9 protein-coding genes are annotated in these 18,372 nt (G+C 67.9%); 5 read left to right on the top strand and 4 right to left on the bottom strand.

Annotated features, from left to right (window positions below; genetic code table 11):
• Window positions 1-347: 347 nt before the first annotated feature.
• Entirely contained in the window at window positions 348-812 is a 465-nt protein-coding gene (locus HMPREF0591_RS23290; RefSeq protein ID WP_007171145.1) for a nitroreductase family deazaflavin-dependent oxidoreductase, read from the bottom strand.
• A 124-nt stretch (window positions 813-936) separates the two neighbouring features.
• Here HMPREF0591_RS23290 and HMPREF0591_RS23285 point away from each other — a divergent pair, with 124 nt between their 5' ends.
• Complete coding sequence (locus HMPREF0591_RS23285) at window positions 937-1,908, top strand: YihY/virulence factor BrkB family protein (protein ID WP_007171144.1); 972 nt, start codon at window positions 937-939, stop codon at window positions 1,906-1,908.
• Here the strand turns inward: HMPREF0591_RS23285 and HMPREF0591_RS23280 are convergent, their stop codons facing one another.
• Window positions 1,909-2,121: a DUF3072 domain-containing protein gene (locus HMPREF0591_RS23280; RefSeq protein WP_007171143.1), complete on the bottom strand. Its 213-nt coding sequence runs from the start codon at window positions 2,119-2,121 to the stop codon at window positions 1,909-1,911.
• 111 nt (window positions 2,122-2,232) lie between these two features.
• On the opposite strand from HMPREF0591_RS23280, the gene HMPREF0591_RS23275 reads away from it, so the two are divergent.
• Window positions 2,233-2,736 carry a DUF2505 domain-containing protein gene (locus HMPREF0591_RS23275; RefSeq protein ID WP_007171142.1) on the top strand — a complete coding sequence of 168 codons (504 nt, stop codon included), beginning with the start codon at window positions 2,233-2,235 and terminating at the stop codon, window positions 2,734-2,736.
• A gap of 16 nt (window positions 2,737-2,752) precedes the next feature.
• On the opposite strand, the gene HMPREF0591_RS23270 is transcribed toward HMPREF0591_RS23275, so the two are convergent.
• Both HMPREF0591_RS23270 and HMPREF0591_RS23265 read right to left on the bottom strand, forming a co-directional pair.
• Window positions 2,753-3,070, bottom strand: a complete 318-nt coding sequence (locus HMPREF0591_RS23270; RefSeq protein WP_040623780.1) for an STAS domain-containing protein — start codon at window positions 3,068-3,070, stop codon at window positions 2,753-2,755.
• Window positions 3,070-5,640 carry a SpoIIE family protein phosphatase gene (locus tag HMPREF0591_RS23265; RefSeq protein WP_007171140.1) on the bottom strand — a complete coding sequence of 857 codons (2,571 nt, stop codon included), beginning with the start codon at window positions 5,638-5,640 and terminating at the stop codon, window positions 3,070-3,072. Before HMPREF0591_RS23265 ends, HMPREF0591_RS23270 begins: the two co-directional genes overlap by 1 nt.
• 137 nt (window positions 5,641-5,777) lie before the next feature.
• On the opposite strand from HMPREF0591_RS23265, the gene HMPREF0591_RS23260 reads away from it, so the two are divergent.
• The 3 genes from HMPREF0591_RS23260 to HMPREF0591_RS33245 form a co-directional block, all read left to right on the top strand.
• Window positions 5,778-16,493, top strand: coding sequence for a BTAD domain-containing putative transcriptional regulator (locus HMPREF0591_RS23260; RefSeq protein ID WP_279626984.1), 10,716 nt, complete (start codon window positions 5,778-5,780; stop codon window positions 16,491-16,493).
• On the top strand, window positions 16,486-17,193 hold the full coding sequence (locus HMPREF0591_RS23255; protein WP_007171138.1) for a Type 1 glutamine amidotransferase-like domain-containing protein: 708 nt from the start codon (window positions 16,486-16,488) through the stop codon (window positions 17,191-17,193). Before HMPREF0591_RS23260 ends, HMPREF0591_RS23255 begins: the two co-directional genes overlap by 8 nt.
• 72 nt (window positions 17,194-17,265) lie before the next feature.
• The coding region (locus tag HMPREF0591_RS33245; RefSeq protein WP_050790115.1) for a DUF7159 family protein at window positions 17,266-18,372 on the top strand (1,107 nt) is incomplete at its 3' end.

Raw genomic sequence — 18,372 nt, 5'->3', positions numbered from 1 at the left:
CGGTTTGGTTCCCGAGTGTTCGGGAGCGGGTCGCCGCGAGACGTCCGGTAGTCGGCCCGACTATGGGCCGGGGCCGGGGCCGCCCGGGCCGCCAGGCCCACCGGGGCCACCCGGACCACCCGGACCACCGGGGCCGCCAGGCCCCCCTGGTCCGCCCGGCCCATTCACGGCGGGGACCCAGGGAACGCATTGATGCAGGTCCACGCTCCACACAAAGCCTTCAGCGCAATTGGGGTCGGCACGGCTGATCGCGGGCGCCGAAATCGCGATCACCGGCAACGCCGTCAAAGCGAGCGCGAAGGCGCCAAAGGCGCGGCCGCGTAGCAGGTGCTTCATCGCCATGTCGGTCATTCTGCGACACGCGGCGCGGCGGCGGTGCTGTTATTCGTAACCAGCTCGAAGACCGGGATGACCCGGTCCGTGCGCTCCTGGTACTCGCCGAATCCCGGCGCCCGCTCGACGACGATGCGGTAGACGGAATCCCGCTCCTCACGCGGTAATTCGCGCACGGTCGCCGATTTGGGCGCCTCGGAGCCGATCTCGACGGTCACCCTCGGGTTGGCGCGGATGTTGTGCACCCACGCGGGGTTATTGTCGCGGCCGGCGGCGGATCCGACGATATAGATCCTGCCGTCGACATCGAAGTAGGCGACGGGGTTGACCCGCTGCGCGCCGCTGCGCGCTCCGGTCGAGGTCAGCAGCAGCAGCGGGAAGCCCTCGAACTGGCCACCCACCTTGCCTCCGTTGCGCCGGAACTCCTCGATATTGCGCTCATTGAATTCGCGCTCCGAACGCATCTCGTCGTCACCCATCGCCCCATCCTGGCATGGCGATCCGGCCGCCAGCGACCGACGATTGATCGAGGCCGGATCCGGGTATTACCTGCCAGTCCCGTCGGGGGGGCATCCACTTCCGCAGCAACGAAGTGAGCACGAGATGGTGGGTTGGCTGGACAGGCTGCAGCGACGAAACCGCGGCGCCGGCGTGGTGATCGCCGTGATCTACAAATACCTCGACGACCAAGGCGGCTACCTGTCCGCCCTGATCACCTACTACGGGTTCGTGTCGCTGTTCCCGCTGCTGCTGCTGTTGACGACCGGCCTCGGAGTGGTCCTCGCGGGACACCCCGACCTGCAGCAACAGGTGCTTCACAGCACGCTGAGCCAATTTCCGGTCATCGGCGACCAACTGCATCAACCCGCGGGCCTCAGCGGGGGAACCGTCGCCGTGGTGGTTGGCGTCGCGGGCGCGCTCTACGGCGGGTTGGGCGTCGGCCAGGCGCTGCAGAACGCGATGGACTCGGTGTGGGCCGTCCCGCGGAACAAGCGTCCCGACCCGCTCCGCTCCCGCCTGCGCAGCCTGCTGTTGTTGTTGGTCCTCGGCTCCGCGGCCCTCGCCGCCACCGTCCTGTCCGCGGCGGGCCAGGCCACCGGGGCGCTGGGCCTGTTCGGGAAGGTCGGCGTCGTGCTGGTCGCCGTGGGGATCAACGCGCTGATCTGTCTGGTCGCGTTCCGCGTGACGACCGCGCGGGATCTCACCTATCGCCAGGTGCTGCCGGGAGCCCTTGCCGCGGCCGTGATCTGGCAGATACTGCAGTGGGGCGGCGCCGGATACATTCGGCACACGGTGAAAACGGCGAGCGCCACCAACAGCGTCTTCGCTCTGGTGCTCGGATTGCTGGCGTTCCTGTTCTTGGTCTCGTCCACTCTCGTCCTGTGCGCCGAGATCAATGTCGTTCTCGTGGAACGACTTTACCCGCGGGCCCTGCTCACTCCGTTCACTGATGACGCGGAACTCACGCCTGCCGACCGCAAGACCTATACCAAGAAAGCAAAAGCCGAGCGGGTCAAGGGCTTTCAGCGCGTCAGCGTCAGGTTCGGCGACCTCGCCCGCAAGGCGCCCCGCTAATCAATTGCCGCGCCCCGTCTGTTGCTGCAGCTCGTCGATGAGCTCCGACGCCTGCGCCTTGGTCATGTCGTCGGGAACGTCTCGCCCGGCCTCCTGGGCCAGCGTGTGTAGGTAGCTGCGTTGCGGCCCGGTCATCGGCTCGTCACCCGTGACCCATTCCGACGTGTCCTTCTCCGGATTTTCCCCTGGCGCCTGTCGTGTGTCGTCAGCCATGTCTTTTCACCTCCGCGCCGAGGGATAGCCGTCGCACGTACGTTCGAAACATGGCGCGGATCAAACCCACCCCACAGGCATGGGACGGCCCGCTTTGGAAGAATCGTCGGCATGTCGCGTTCCTTCGACATCCAGATCGAATCGCCCGCCAGCGTGGAGCAGATCCACACCACCTTCGGCCGCGAGGACTACTGGCTCGCCCGCCTCAAGGCCAGCAACGCCCCGACAACCCTGGATTCGCTGGTCGTCGACGATGACGGCACGGTGACGGTGCGCGCCACCCAGCACGTGGCCCGGCAGGTGCTACCCATGCTCATCGCCAAAGCCGTCCCCGGCGAGCTGAAGATCGTCCACAGCGAGACGTGGCGGCCGGCCGATAACGGCGAAGTTCGCGGGCAGATCAGCGTCGTGAGCTCCGGTGGGGTGGGCTCAGGCCGCGCGGAGGCGTGGATGGCACCCAACGGTGACGGCACGCGCCTGCGCTTCGCCGTACAGGTGGCGGTGAAGATTCCGCTGGTGGGCCGCAAACTCGAAAAGTCGATGGAAGCGGATCTGGGTCAGAGCATTCCCGCGTTGCAGCACTTCACCAGCGCCTGGATCGCCGAAAACGCCTGATCCGGTCGGCTGGTCGTCAGCCCGCGGCCGGCGCGGGCTCGACGGCAACCAGTTCGGTCAGGCCGCTGATGGTGAGGATCGGCATCAGGATCGGATGGGCGATCAGATGAATGTGGTTGGCGTGGGTGAACAGCGCGTTGATGGCGGCGCTGTCGAGGTACTCGACTTCGCTGAGGTCGACGGTGAGCGGCCCGCCCCCGGTGGCCTCGCCGCTGGCGCTGGTGAGGGCCTGGACGAAGTGGTCGATGTTGCTCAGATCGATCTCCCCCGCCGCGACGAGCATCAGCTCGCCGTCGTCGCGGCGCGCGGTGTCGAGGGTGAGCGACGTGGGCATCATGTGATCCTCGCGGATAGGTGAACAGTCGTCCCGGCGGCATCGGGGCTGATCGTGACGTCGTGCATCAGCCCCCGCATCAGGGCGATACCCCGGCCCCGATGAGGGAAACTGGCCGGTTGCGGAGGCTTCCACGAGCCGGTGTCGGTGATGGTCAACTGCACCTGGTCGACCAGCGCCGTCGCGCCCAGGCTGATCGTGCCCTCGGGCTTGTCGCGGTGGCCGTGCTCGATCGCGTTGGCGACGGCCTCCCCCGCCGCGACGAGCACGTTCATCGCCTGCTCCGGGTCCAGCTGGGTCCGCGTCAACCAGGTCCGCAAGGCCGTTCGGGCCGGCGCGAGATGGCTGACGTCGGCCGGGAACGTGAGCTCCAGCGGCGCGGGGTGGCGATAAAGCAAAAGGACAACGTCGTCCTGGTAGCCGCCGCTCGGCGCCAGATGCGACATGATGTCGTTGGCCAGCTCCTCGAGCATGGACGCGCGCCCGTCCTGCACGAGCGCGGCGGCCCGCGAGATCCCCTGGCCCAGCGCGGCCCGGCGCCGCTCGACCAACCCGTCGGTGTACAGCAGCAGGGTCGCCCGCGCGGGGATGGTCACCCGGGCCTCGGGGCGGGTCCAGTCGGCACGCACACCCAACGCGATGGTGTGGCCGTCGTCGAGTATCTGCGTGGTCCCGTCCGAATGGACCAGGATGGGCGGCGGGTGCCCGGCACTGGAATACACCAGCTCACCGGTCTCGGGGTTGAGCACCGCGCAGACGGCGGTGGTGCACTGCGCGCCGGGCAGCCGCGCGGCGAAGCGATCCATCCCGGCGAGAGCGGCGCCGGGGCTGGGGTTTTCGAACAACAACGCGCGGCAGGCGCTGCGCACCTGGCCCATCACGGTGGCGGCGGCGAGGCCGTGCCCCACGCAATCCCCGACGACCATGGCGATGCGGCCGTCCTCGAGTTCGACGACGTCGTACCAGTCGCCGCCGACCTGCAGGGGCCGGCTGGCGGCCTGATAGCGCACCGCGAACCCGTGCGGCAGGTCGGCGGGGCCCAGGATCGCGTGCTGCAGCGCCAGGGCGGTTTCGCGCTGCTGGTCGACCTGATGGACCCGCTGCAGGCCCTGACCGAGGCGGCCCGCCAACACCGTGAGCAGGGTTTGGTCCTCGAGGGTGAACGGCCGTCGGTCCGCGAGATCGATCCAGACCACGAGCACGCCGTCGGGGTGCTGCAGCGCGATGCCGGCCGTCCCCAGCTCGCCGGTGCGCGCGGTGAGCAGGTCACCGTCACGCAACGAGCCCAGCATCTGTTGGGTCTGCGACGGCAGGTCACCCCACACCGCGGACTCGCCCACCGACACGACTTGCGGTGCGCCGTAGGCGGTTTCGGTGGATGAGCTGTGGGCCGGGAAGGTGACGGCCAGGACGCGGCGGGCCCGCCACAGCCGGCGCAATTCCTCGGCGGCCGCATTCACCGCGGCGTCGACGGTGTCGGCCTGGGCCAGCTCCTGGTTGAGCGCGTGTTCGCGACCGGCCGCCAACGCCAGGGCGATGGCCGCGTGCCGGGCGAAGTCGCTCACCAGCTCGAGGTAATCGTCGCCGAACGGCGACTGCTGGGGGTCGCGGGCGACGGCGATCACCCCGAGCACCGCGCCGTCGGCGATCAGCGGCATGACGATCGCCGAGCGTTCACCCACGTCGGTGAAGCCCTCGATCGGATATTGGAAGGACTCGGTGATCAGCGGCAGGCCACGGCGGGCAACGCCGCCGGTGGTGGAGCCGTCCATCGGCACCTGGCGACCGATCACCTCGGAGGAGTACCGGCCCGCCGTCGCGGCCACGACGAGGGTGTCGACCTCGTCGGCGGGCAGGTCGGGCTCCCGCGGGATCAGCAGGATCGCCTGCTCGGCGCCGGCCAACTCCAGCGCGCGATTCACGATGAGCTGCAACGGGCCGGTCTGGGGGTCACCGGACAGCAGCGCGGTGGTGATCTCGCGACTGGCCTTCGTCCACCGCGCCGTTTCACGCTCGCGTTCGAACAGCCGCGCATTGTCGATGGCGGCCGCCGCGGCCGTCGCCAGGGCCCGCACGGCGGCCGCCTGAGAGTCGGAGAACACGCGGCCCGGTCGGTCGTCGGCGAGATAGAGGCTGCCAAAGTCCGCTCCCCGCACCGTGATCGGCAGGCCGAGCAGCGCCCGCAGCGGCGGATCGTGGGACTGCAGCGCGCCGGCCTGCGGATGAGCACTCACATCGTCGAGGCGGAGGCCCTCGCCCACCGGAAGATCTCCGAGGAGGCGCGCGAGGTCGTCCTCGATACCCGCGTGGACGAAGGAGGCCAGGGCACCATCGGGGGCGCGGATACCGAGCGCCGCGTAGCGAGAGCCGGTCAGCTCCATCGCCCCTTTGACGATGCGGTGCAACGTCACGCCCAGGTCGAGATCTGAACCGATTTCGCTGATGACCCGCACCAGCTGTTCCATCTGGTCGCGGGCCTCCACCAGCTCGTCGAGCTGCTCGTGTATCTGGCTCACCAGCTCACGCCGGCCCTGCCAGGTGAACGCCGATCCACCCCCTTCGTTGCCCATGGCTATAAACCTAACGTCTTCGCTGCGCCGGCCATACGGTGCGTTGATCTTCGGGCCGGATGCGAGGCCTTTACTCGATCTTGACCGTCCATTGAATCGCCCTCCCGATGATTGCTGACGTGATTACGCTTCATCTGGTGGAACTGGGGGTTTTGGGGCCTCTTCAGGTCCGGCAAGGCGGAGCGCCCGTCGGTATCCCGGGCGCCAAGCCTCGCGCCATCCTCACGATGCTCGGGTTGCACAGCGGCTCGGTCGTGGCGGCCGACACCCTGGTCGAGTTGCTCTGGGGCGAGGATCCGCCCCGCACCGCGGCAAAGGCGCTGCAGACCCACATCTCCTCGCTACGTCGCACCCTGGGCGACGGCTTCGTTCTGACGGCGGGCGCGGGCTGGACGCTGGCCGAGGCCGAGGTCGACGCGGCGCGCTACAAGTCGGCCGCGCGGCAGGGACGCGACGCCGCTGCCGCCGGGGACATCGGCCAGGCGTTGGCCCGTTTCGAGGAGGCACTGACGCTCTGGCGCGGACTGCCCGAACTGCCCGACGGCCGGCGGGGCACCTCCGAGAAAACGCGCTGGATCGAGGGCCACGCGGCGCTGGTGGAGGATAGGGCCGACGCGCTCCTCGCGACGGGCCGGGCTGCGGAGATCGTCGGCGAGCTCGAGGCAGCGGTTGCCGAAGCGCCGCTGCGCGAACGGCGTTGGGGCCAGCTGATGCTCGCGCTTTACCGCGCCGGCAGGCAGGGTGAGGCGCTGGGCGCCTACCAGCGCGCGCGTGCGCTGCTCGCCGACGAACTCGGCGTCGACCCGGGGCCGGACCTTCGCCGGCTGGAGGCGGCGATCGTCGCGCAGGATTCGGCACTGGAAATGCCCGCCGCACAACAGGTCTCGTCGGTGACCCGCGCCGTGACGTTCCTGTTGACCGACATCGAAGGGTCGACGGCCGCATGGGAAGCGGACGCCGAAGCCATGGCCGTGGCGCTGGCACGGCACGACGAGCTCGTCGAGCAGGTCGTTACGTCGCGCGGAGGGCGGCTGATCAAGACCCGCGGCGAGGGCGATGCCACCTTCTCGGTCTTCGAGCGGCCGTCGGCCGCGGCCGCCGCGGCTATCGAAGTCCAAGACGCGATCATCCACGAGCCGTGGGGGCTGCGGGAGCCCATGCGCATTCGCGTGGCGTTGCACACCGGGGAGGTCGAACTCCGCGACGGCGACTATTTCGGTCGGGCGGTCAACCGCGCCGCGCGTCTGCGGTCGCTGGCCACCGGCGGCCAGATCCTGTGCTCGGGCGCGACCGCGGAGCTGGTGATCGACTCGCTGGCCGATGATGTCGTGCTCGCCGACCTGGGCAGCCGCCAGCTGCGCAATCTGGCGCGCCCGGAACACGTCTTCGAGCTCCGCTTGCAAACCACCGAGGAGCCGGGTCGGGCGGTCCCGCCGGAAGCGCCGTTGAAACGCCCGAGCCTGCCGGCGGTGCTCGCTGGCCGCGGGCCGTTCGTCGGGCGCGAGGACGAGCTGGAACGACTGGCTGCGGCGTGGCGGGCCGCGGTTGCCGGCGGCACCAACGCGGTGCTGATCGCCGGCGAACCGGGGGTCGGTAAGACGCGTCTGGCCGGCGAATGGTGCCGGCACGCCTATGACGACGGCGCGCTGGTCATTTACGGCCGATGCGACGAGGACCTTGGCGCGCCGTACCAACCGTTCGCCGAAGCCTTGCGTGCGTTGGTGCCGTGCCTCGGGGCGGGCGGGCTTGGCGGGCTGCGGGGCGTCGAAGCACTCCTCACGCTGGTGCCCGGGCTGGCCGATGTGGTCCCCGACCTGGCCGCGCCGACCCGCGCTGACCCGGACACCGAACGCTACGCGCTGTTCGACGCCGTCGTGGCGCTGTTGGCCATGGCGTCGGCGAGCGCTCCGGTCGTCCTGGTCCTCGACGACCTGCACTGGGCCGCCAAGCCCACGCTGCTATTACTGCGACATCTGCTGCGGTTCGGCGAGCACGCCCGCATGCAGATCATCGGCACGTACCGCAGCACCGACCTCGACCGCTCCCATCCCCTGGCGGCGATGCTCGCCGACCTGCACCGGGACGGCACGGCCAACCGGCTCGGCCTCAGCGGCCTCGACGAGGACGACGTGACCGCGTACGTCGCCGAGGCCGGCTACAACGACGAAGAGCTGGCCCGGGCATTGGCATCGGTCACGGGTGGGAATCCGTTCTTCCTCATCGAGGCCCTGCGCCACGTGGATGAAAGCGGCGGCCGCTGGGATCAGAGCACGCTGCCGCAGGGGGTCCGCGAGGCGGTGAGTCGCCGTCTTTCGCGGCTGCCGGCGGAGGCGAACAGGGCGCTTGCCGCCGCCGCCGTCGTGGGCAGCCGGTTCGCGCTGGAGCTCGTCGAACGGGTGGTGGGAGACGACCTGGTCGACGCGTTCGACGAGGCGTGCAGGGCCGGCATCGTCATCGAAGAGCCCGGCGGGCGCTACCGGTTCAACCACGCGATCGTGCGGCAGTCGCTGCTCGCCGAGCTGCCATCCGTTCGCCGCATGCGGCTGCACCAGCGGATCGCGACCACGCTGGAAGGCGAGCCGGGCGCCGAAGAGGAACTGCTCGCCGAACTGGCGTATCACTACTTCGAATGCGCGTGGGCGGGCAACGCGGCCAAGGCGGTCGAATATTGCCGGCGCGCCGCCGACCAGGCGATGACCCGCCTGGCCTATGAGGGCGCCGCCGACCTCTACGACCGTGCCCTGCACGCGCTGGAAGAGATCGACGAGGAGCTGCCCGACCGCGACGACCAGACGGCCGAGTTGCTGGTGGCGCGTTGCGAGGCCCTGCTGGCCGCGGGCGACGTGACGTCGGCGGCCGATGCGGTGTCTCAATTGCAGAGCGTCCCCATCGATTCGGCCCGCATCGCGGCATGGGCGACGTGCTTCGACGGCCAACTCTCGATGTTGATCCATCCGGAGCGGCTCGACGAGGTGGAGACCGCGGTCGGTGCTGCGGCCGCCAGGCTCGCGGAGTTCGGCGACGCCGCCGGAGAAGCCAAGGCGCACACCGTCCGTGCGGGATGCCTTGCCCGCCTTGGGCGGATCGGCGACTGCGAGATCGCCCTGGACGACGCGCTCACCGCGGCGCGGCGCGCGCGGGAGCATCGTCGGGTCAACGCCGTGTTGGCCAACGCACCCCTGGCCGCGCTGTGGGGGCCGAACCCGGTGCCGCGGGCGGGCGGACGGTGCCTGGACGTGGTGCGGCTGCTGCGGATCACGACGGACTCGCCGGCGGTGGAGGCGACGTCGACGCGGTGCCAGGCCGTGTTGGAGGCCTTCCGCGGGCGGGCCGCGGCGGCGCGCCGGATGATCGACTCCGCCCGGCGCACGGTCACCGATCTCGGGCTGCGCCACGCGCTGTCCGAGGTCGAGCAGTTCGCCGGCATCGTCGAGCTGGTCGCCGACGAGCCCGCCGCCGCCGAGGCGCATCTCCGGAAGGCCTACAACGGGTTTCGTCGCATGGGCCTGGACGCCGACACCGCCGAAACCGCGGCGCTGCTGGGCCGGGCCTGCCTCGCGCAAGACCGGGACGTCGAGGCCGTCGAATTGTGCGCGGAGAGTGAACGTCTCGCCGGCCACGCGCTGAAGGCGTCGATCGCCTGGCGCACGCTTCGCGCGCGGCTGCTGTCGCGGCGCGGCGACGATGACGAGGCGCGTCGGGTCGCCGAGGACGCCGTCGCCCTCGCCGAGCGCACCGACGCGCTGGTCGATCACGGCGACGCGTGCCTGACGCTGGCAACCGTGTTGGGTGCCGCCGGTGACTTCGCGGGTGCGCGGGCCGCCGCTGAGCGGGCGGTCGATCTGTACGAGCGGAAAGGCGCTGTCGCGCTTGCCGAGAAGGCGCGTCGGGTTCTCGGTGAGCGCGCCGTTCCGCGTGTAGCGACGCCACCAGGCGCGCGCATTGTCGAGCTCGACAACGCATGCGTTCGAGCGGGCGAACGCGTGACGGCCGCAATAAATCGTGAGGCCTGGGACGAGTTCGAGCAGCTGTTCGCGGCTGATGGATCCATCGAGAGTCGCCGCAAAATCGTCGGCTTTGGGCAGATCGACGTCCCACCGGGCGAGTTCCCACAGGTGAACAGGCGCGTTTTGGAGAAAGTCCCTATGCGGCTGACCCAAGTGGTTATCGCCGTGCGAGGCGAGCGTCTTGCGCTCGCTCGATTGGTGATAGGCGCGGACGACGTCAGCCCTGGGGCACCGCGGGACGAATTCCTCTTGCTTTACGGCATCGACGAAGACGGCCAGATATCCCTGCAAGTCTGGTTCGACGTCGACGACCTCGACGGCGCGCTCGCCGAGCTTGACGCCGCGCATGCCCGATTCGAGGCGAAGCACCCGATTCCGCGGCGATTGCAGAACAAGGCCGCGCGCGTATTTGAGGAGGAGTGGTCGCACTTCGCGGCGCGTGACTGGGACGCCCTGGCTGACCTCGTGGCCGATGACTACGTCGGCATCGATCACCGGCGCGTCGTGAGTGCCGAGACGCAACGCAGTAGAGACGCCGTGGTCAGAGACTTGCAGGCCGCCGCCGAAGTCGGCTTCGGCATCTCGATGGTCAGCGCAATTGCGACCCGCGGGCAGCGTCTCGTGCTGGCACGTGTTCGCGCGTCCGGCAGCGACCCCGACGCGATTCAAAACGACGCCCTCAACGTCGTCGAGATCGATGCCGACGACCGCATCGCGAACGTCGGCACCTACGACCTCGAAGACATCGACGCCGCCATTGCCCAGCTTGACGCCCGGTACCTGGCCGGCGAAGCGGCGCCCTATGCCGCCGCATGGTCGGTGGTCACGGGAACTTTCGCCTCGATCAGCCGGCGCGAATTCCCCGCGATGGCCCCCGACTGCACGACCGTCGACCATCGCCGGGTGGCGACGTTCGCTCGCAACCAGCTGCCCGCATACATCCGCGCCGGGTGGGACATCGGCCAGAACATCACCACCTACGTCGATGCCGTGCACCGGTTGGACGAGCGTGGCGCGATCGTTTCCTATGTCGCGCATGGAAAGTCGCACGAAGGGTTCGACGGCGAGTGGCACGAGGTCGCGTTGGTCACGGTCGAAGGCAGCTTGGTCAACCGCTGCGAGTTGTTCGATGAGGCGGACTTGCAGACCGCGCTTGCCAATTTCGACCAGCTGAGCCGCCCGGTGCCGCGTCTGGAGAACACGGCAACCCAAACGCGCGAACGCCTGCAAGCGTGCTTCGGAACCCGCGATTGGGACGCGATGTCCGAGATTCTGGCCGAGGATATTTCAACCGAGGATCGCCGTCGACCGGTGAATGCGGGCACGCGACAAGGTCGTAACGCCGTACTCGAAGAAATGTCGGCAACGCTCGAAATCGGCGTTGAAAGCTTGACCGCGGATATCATCGCCACCCGCGGCGACCGCCTTGCGCTGTGCCGCACCCAAACCTGGGGCCGCGACAAGCGGCCGGAGGCATTCCACACCGATGTTTTCGACGTCATTGAGGTCAATGCCGATGGTCAGCTGAGGGCGCGGATCATCTTTGATCTCGACGACATCGACGCCGCCTTCGGCGAGCTTGACACCCGCTACCTCAGGGGTGAAGCAGCGGAACACGCGCACACCTGGGCGCTCGTTACGGAGGCGTTCGCGGCGCTGAACCAGCGGACAATCCCGAAAACGACATCTGACTGGGCGAGCCTCGACCATCGACGCCTCGCACCAATCGGTGCGAATGATCTCGGCGCGTATCTCTCTGCCGCATGGGACCTCTCGCCGCAGTCCCGCATCTACATTGAGGCCGTACACCGGCTGGGCAATCTAGGCGCGGTGATTACCCACGTGGCAATCGGGACCTCCCCAGACGGGTTCGACGCCGAGTGGCGGGTGACCGACGTGGTGATGTTCGACGGCGATCGGGTCAGCCGCAGCGAGCTATTCGACGACGCGGAGCTCGGCGGCGCGATCGCGAGGTTCGATCAGCTCAGCCGGCCGACGTGTGGGCTGAGAAACGCGGCGAGCCAGGCGTACGAGCGCATTTTCATGTGGTTCGCGGCCCGCGACTGGGACGCGATGGCCGAAGTTGTGGCGGATGACTTTTCTAACGAAGATCGCCGCCGGGTGGTGAACGCCGGGATCCGACACGGTCGAGATGCCGGGATTGCAGACATGCGGGCGATCGCCGACGTCGGCTTCACCTTGACGATGGTGGGTGTCATGGCGACCCGTGGCGGGCGACTCGCGCTTTTGCGTGTTCGCGCGGCAGGGTCCGACCCCGGTGCGATTAAGAACGATGCCCTCAACCTCGTCGAGGTCGGCGCCGACGAACGGGTTGTGGCATCCGTCATCTTCGAACTAAACGATTTCGATAATGCCCTGGCCGAGCTCGACGCCCGCTACCTCGCCGGGGAAGCCGCCAGCCACGCACGCACGTGGTCGGTCATCGCGGGTAGTTACGCCGCGCTCAACCGGCGCGAGCCGCCGCTGGCCGCGCCAGGCTGCGTGTATGCCGACCACCGGCGGGAGACGGCGTTCGGGCCAGGTGACCTGACCGCATATTTCGGCGCCGGTGGGGCCAGTGACCAAGACATCAATGTCTATGTCGAGCAAGTGCATCGGCTGAGCGGTTTGGGAGCAATCGTTACCTACGCGGCGCGTGAAACGCGAGAGGGTTTCGACGCCGAGTGGCGCGGGATCGCCGTGCTGATGGTCGGCGGTGGGTTGGTCAGCCGCTGCGAAGTCTTCGACGAGACAGAACTCGACGCCGCCCTCGCCCGCTTCGACGAATTGCAGGCGCGGCCGCATCGCCTGGATAATGCGGCAAGCCAAGTCAATGAACGGTTTTGGAGCGGCCTCACGACGCGCGATTGGCCCGCGATGGCCGAGATACTCGCCGAAAACGTTGTGTCGCATGACAACCGTCGGGTTGTCAACTCCGGTGAACTCCGCGGGCGAGACACGAACCTCGCAAACCTGCGGGCAGTCGCTGACGTCGGTTTCGAGGGCGTTGTCTCGACGATCCTCGCGACTCGTGGGCAACGCCTTGCCCTTTCTCGTATTCGGTCCTCCGCCCACGGACTTGAGCCCGGTGAGATCAGCGCGGACATGTTCGGCGTCGTGGAGATCGACAGGGACAGCCGGATGATTGTTCACTCCATATTCGACGCCGACGACTTCGACGCCGCCCTCGCGGAGCTCGACGCGCGCTACCTCGCCGGCGAAGCGGCCTCCCACGCGCACACTTGGGCGGTCATCACACGCGTTCACGTCTCGTTCAATCGCGGGGAGCTTCCCCCAACCGACTGGGTCATGATCGACCACCGGCGGGGTACACCATTCACATTCAGCAATCCGATCCCAACCATCAGCGCCAAATGGGACCTCACGCCAGACCTCACCATTCACGTCGAGGCGGTGCATCGGCTCAGCCACATCGGCGCGGTCGTCACCCACACGCAGCGCGGGACTTCGCCGGAAGGCTTGAACGCTGAGTGGCGAATGCTCCAGGTTCTGACAGTCGAGGGTGACCGGGTCGACCGTTGCGAGCTATTCGACGAGGCTGACCTCGACGCCGCGATCGCGAGGTTCGAGGCACTGCAGCCGCAGACTCCGCGGCTGACGAACACGGCAAGCCTCGTGTGCGAGCGCTTTTCGGCACAGCTCGCGGCGGGTGACTGGAACGCCATCGCGGGGTCCTTCGTCGACAACTTCTCCTTGGACGATCGCCGACGGGTGGTGGGCGCGGGCCTCCGGCATGGTCTAGCCGCGGAGATCACGGACTTGCGGACATTGGCCGATCTGGGGTGGACGGGCATGACGTCAACGGTCTTGGCGACTCGGGGGGAACGCGTGTGCGTCGTGCGCGCACGCATGTCTTTTTCGGACCCGGAGCAAGGCTCCGAGGCTTATCTCGCCGAGTTGATCGGCCTCGTCGAGATCGACGCCGACGAGCGGATTGTCGCACTTGTCTCCTTCGACCTCGACGACTTTGAGCTCGCCCTCGCCGAGCTCGAAGCCCGATACATCGCCGGCGAAGCGACCGCCCACGCACAGACCTGGTCGGCGATCACAGGCATCTACGCCATGTTCAACCGGCATGAACTTCCAGCTGTGGACTGGGTCATAGCCGACCACCGGCGAGCCACACCATTCGCGTCAGGCGAGCTGTCCCCCGCCCTGAAGACGTTCTTCGATCTGACGCCGGAATTCAAGGTGATCATCGAAACGGTGCATCGAATCAACAGCGTCGGAGCTGTCGTCACGATCGATTCGCACGGACTCTCGCAGGACGGCTTAGGCGTCGAATGGCGAATGATTCAACTTCTAATCCTGGAAGGCGACCGACTCACCCGCTGCGAGTTATTTGACGAGAGTGACTTAGACACCGCCATCGCGCGATTCGATCAACTCGGTCGTCTGGCGCCCCAGCTGCAAAACGTGGCAAGCCGGGTGCTCGAGCAGTTCCTCGCACATTTTGCGGCCCATGCCTGGGATGCCATGGCAGATCTGATCGCAGAAGACTTCTGCTCGGACGACCGCCGCTCCGTCATCAACAGCGGAATCCGCCGCGGTCGAGATGTCGAGATGGCGAACTGGCGGGCCACCGCAGAGGTCTGGATGAGCGATGTGCAGGCGGCCATCATTGCGACCCGCGGAGAGCGGCTCGCACTCTTCCGTTTCACCTTCGCGAGCCAAGATTCGCTGCCTGAAGCGTTCCAGGCTGCGGCGCTCGGCGTCATCGAGGTCAACGCCGATAACCGATTCGCGTCGACCGCGGTGTTCGACCCTGACGACATCGACGACGCATTCGAGGAGCTCGACGTGCGGTACATCGCCGGCGAAGCAGCCGCTCACGCGCATACGTGGTCGGTCATCACGCGCGCCTACTCCGCGGCCAACCGCAACGAGCTTCCCGCAAGGACACCAGATTGGGTAAACGTCGACCACCGGCGAGGGAGAGCATTCGGGCCCGGTGAACTTGAGACGTATATGCGCTCGACCTGGGATGTAATCCCGGACACCAGAATCTACATCGAGTCAGTCCATCGACTGAGCGATCTCGGGGCGTTGGTAACACACGCAGTTCGCGGGACCTCGCGAGACGGCTTTGACGCCGAGTGGCGAGAAGTCAGCCTATCGATGGTCGACGGCGACCGCTTCAACCGCACCGAGCTATTCGACGAGACGGATCTCAACGTCGCACTCGCGAGGTTCGACGAACTACACCGACAGCGACCGTGGCTGGAAAACCCAGTGAACCAACGGTTTCTGGCGTACTTCGCTGACCGCGACTGGGACGCCACGGCCCAGCTGTTTGCCGAAGACTATTCCCTCGACGATCGCCGCCGGATCGTCAACGCCGGGGTTCGACAGGGTCGCGATGCCGCGATCGAAGATCTGCGGGTGTCCGCTGACGTCGGATTATTGGCGAACCTCGCCTCGGAAATCGTCGCTACCCGAGGCGAACGCCTCGTTCTCACCCGCGTTCAAGCGTCGGGCCGTGACCATCCCGCAATTCAACTCGACGTCCTTCAAGTCGTCGAGCACAACGGCGAACAGGTCACGGCAGCCGTCCTGTTCGACCCGGAGGAGATTGACTCCGCATTCGGCGAACTCGATGCCCGCTACCTGGCCGGAGAAGCCGCCCCCCACGCACACACCTGGTCGGTCATCGCGCGGAGCTATTCCGAGTCCAACCGGCACGAACTTCCCTGCATGACACAGGATTCGATTTGCATCGACCATCGAGCAGCCTTAACGGCCGAGCGTGAGGATCTGGCCGGGTATCTTCGTAGCTTGTGGGACCTCATGCCAGACACCCGCGCCGACATCGAGGCGGTGCATCGGCTGAATGACCTGGGAGCGGTCGTCACCCATGCTGCGCGTGGAACCTCGCAAGAGGGCTTTGACGCCGAGTGGCGGGTAATCCTCGTCGGCATCGTCGAGGGTGACCTGCTTAGCCGCGTCGAAGTCTTCGACGAGTCGGACCTGGACGCCGCGCTTGCCAGGTTCGAGGAACTACAAGCACGGGCGAGCCGGCTGGAGAACGCGGCAAGCCGAGCCGAAGGCCGGCTCTTCGCGCACGCAAGCTCCGGCGACTGGGCGGCCATGGCCGACGTCCTGGCCGGCGACAGTTTCGTCGACGACCGCCGTCGCGTGGTGAATATCGGCGTCTGGGACGGGCGCAACGTCGTGGTCGCGAACATGCAGGCCCTGGCCGAGGGGCTTGCGCGGGTATCTTTGACCATGATTGCGACCCGAGGTGAGCGCCTCGCCCTCAGCCTCATCCGCTCCTTCAACCCCGACTTAGAGCGCGGGGAATTCGCCGTAGAGATGCTGGCGATCGCTGAGATCAACACTGACGGGCGAATCGCGGCTCATGTTTTAATCGATGCCGACGACCTCGACGCCGCCTTCGAGGAGCTCGAGAACCGTTACCTCGCGGGGGAAGCGGCCGACCACGCGCACACGTGGTCGGTCATCGCCGCGTCGTATGCCGCGATGAACCGGCGTGAGCTTTTCCCGACGACACCCGATTGGGTCAACATCGATCACCGACGACCGGGCATCATCGAGGAAGGCGGGCTCAACGCGTCACCGATCTCGCTGTGGCAACTGACCGCGAACACCACCTTCCGGGTCGAGGCCGTTCATCGGTTGACTGACCTCGGAGCCGTTTGCTCCCATGTGGCGCACGGTGTCTCGCACCAAGGGTTCGCCGCCGAGTGGCGGGGCATCGAGGTCCAGACCGTCGAAGGCGACCTCATCAGCCGCTGCGAAATCTTCGACGCGGCTGATCTCGACGCCGCGCTCGCACGCTTCGCCGAGCTCACGTGCGGTGACTGACACTGTGCCACAACCGCAACCGCTGTACCTGCTGGCGGACAGCCAGCTGCTGTTCTGGAGGCGGCGCGACCGACCGCTGCTGGAGACGGCCCTCGATGGATTGGCGCGGGACACACCGCTGACCGCGGCGTACATCGGCGCTTCCAACGGGGATCGTCGTGAGTTCTACGAAATCTTCGAGGCGGCGCTGGACGAAGTCGGGATCACCGAGCGTCGCATGATCGATTCGTCATTCGGCCCCCAAGACCGCGCATTCCTGGAACGTGCCGACCTGATCGTGCTTGCGGGCGGCGATGTGCGACTCGGCTGGAACACGTTCGAGGCAACCGGGATGAAGGACGTGATCCTGCACAGGCACGCTCACGGGTCCGTCCTCGTCGGCGTTTCGGCCGGCGCCGTCCAGCTCGGACGGTACGGAATCGTCGAGGCACCGGAATCCGCGGCGCCCGGGCTGCTCGACGTGTTCGGCCTCGTCCCGCGGGTGATCGATGCGCACGACGAGCGGGGCGCCTGGGCGCGGCTGTCGCACGCGACTGATCTGCTTCGGGGATCGACCACCGGACTCGGAATCCCCTCCGGTGGCGGAGTCGTCGTGCACGCAGATGGCACCATCGAGCCCCTTCGTCATCCCGCGCACGAGTTCCGCTACGACGGCACCGGCGTCGTGCACACGGTGTTGCCCGCAGCTGAGGGGCACTGACGGCGCGGCCCGCCCGGCTGCGGGGTTAGGCTGGAATGCGGGGGCGATTCGCGACAGTCTGCGGGAGGGACGGTGGAAACCGTACTCGGTGTGTCGATGACGCCCGCGGCGGTCCACGCGATCTTGGTCGAGGGCGAACACGCCGAGGGCGCCACCGTCGATACGGACACTTTCGACGTGTCCCGAGGTCGGGCGGATCCGGCCGGACCGGATCAAGTGGTCTCCGCGATCCTGGGAACGCGGCAAGGGGCGACGGAGAGCGGCTGCCCGTTGGCCTCGGTCGGGGTGACGTGGACGGACCCCACCCAGGCCGCCGCGCTGCGCGACTTGCTGGCCGATCAGCGGATCGACAAGATCATGCTGGTCTCGGCGTTTCTGGCGGCCGCCGCGTTGACGCAGACGGTGGGTAGCGCGACCCGTTACGCGCACACCGCCCTGCTGTTCGTGGAGCCGTCGGCCGCGACGATGGCCGTGGTCGACACCGGCGACGGTTCGGTCGCCGACGTGCGCCGGCAGGCCCTCCCGGACGACGACCAAGCGGCGGTGGAAGCGGTGACCGCGCTGGCCGCCGGCGCCGAGGCGATGGAGCCTCGACCGGATGGCCTGTTCGTGGTCGGCTCCGACGGCGTCGACGTCGCCACCATCAGGATGCAGTTGGAGGCGGCCACCTCCCTGGTGGTGAGCACACCGGAGGAGCCGGAGTTGGCGCTGGCCAGGGGCGCGGCGTTGGCATCGGCGCATCCGCCGTTGTTCTCTTCCTCGACTGCCGCGATCGCGTACGCGCAAGATCCCGCCACCGGCGCGGCGATTCCGCACGCGGTCGGTCTCGGCTACGCGGCCGGTGCGGCGACCGTGGAACGTGGCGCCGAGGCGTTGGCCTACAGCGCCGACCCCGACGACGCTGGCATCGCGCCCGACGGCGCGTTCGGCGCCGCCGACGTCGACTCCCCATGGACCGGTTCCGCTGCCGCGCCGAACGAGCAGCGGACCACGAGGCCGTTTCTCGTGGCGATGAGCGTGTTGGGGCTGTTCGTCGGCGGCGTCCTGGCCCTCGTTATCGCGCTGGCGATCGCGATTCGACCGCACGTCGACACGCGGCCACAGATCGGCGCACACGCCGTCGCCCCCGCTGCGCCCCCGCCGCCCCCGGCCGCCCCCACCCCCGCCCCGGCGGCGCCG

The organism is Mycobacterium parascrofulaceum ATCC BAA-614 (assembly GCF_000164135.1).
Classification (GTDB): Bacteria; Actinomycetota; Actinomycetes; order Mycobacteriales; family Mycobacteriaceae; genus Mycobacterium; species Mycobacterium parascrofulaceum.
This window is presented reverse-complemented; position numbering and strand designations above follow the sequence as displayed.